Here is a 261-nt window from a genome sequence, read left to right as displayed (position 1 = left end):
AAGAAGTTATCCTGCGCACCTACCGCTTCCACGCCGAGCACCCCGGCCCATACCGCAGCCAGTACTTGCTCCACCGTCGTACGCGGTGCCACATAGGCTGCACCCGTATGGATGCTTCCTTCCGGTTCCGGCAAGGCCTTGCGGTCGATTTTGCCGTTGCTCGTCAGGGGGATCGTCTCCAGTCGCATCAAACGTGCAGGCACCATGTGCGCTGGCAGTCCGGCTTCCAGTTCGGCCTGTACCTCCTCGATCCGCAGCTCA

At 62.1% G+C, this 261-nt stretch carries 1 protein-coding gene; it reads right to left on the bottom strand.

Annotated features, from left to right (window positions below):
• On the bottom strand, positions 1 to 261 hold a 261-nt coding region (locus G9G53_RS26015), incomplete at both ends, for a hypothetical protein (protein WP_165150914.1).

It is taken from the genome of Paenibacillus sp. EKM206P, assembly GCF_011066155.1.
GTDB classification, from domain to species: domain Bacteria; phylum Bacillota; class Bacilli; order Paenibacillales; family Paenibacillaceae; genus Paenibacillus; species Paenibacillus polymyxa_D.
Note: the sequence above shows the minus strand (reverse complement) of the source record. Positions and strands in the feature narration are given on the sequence as shown.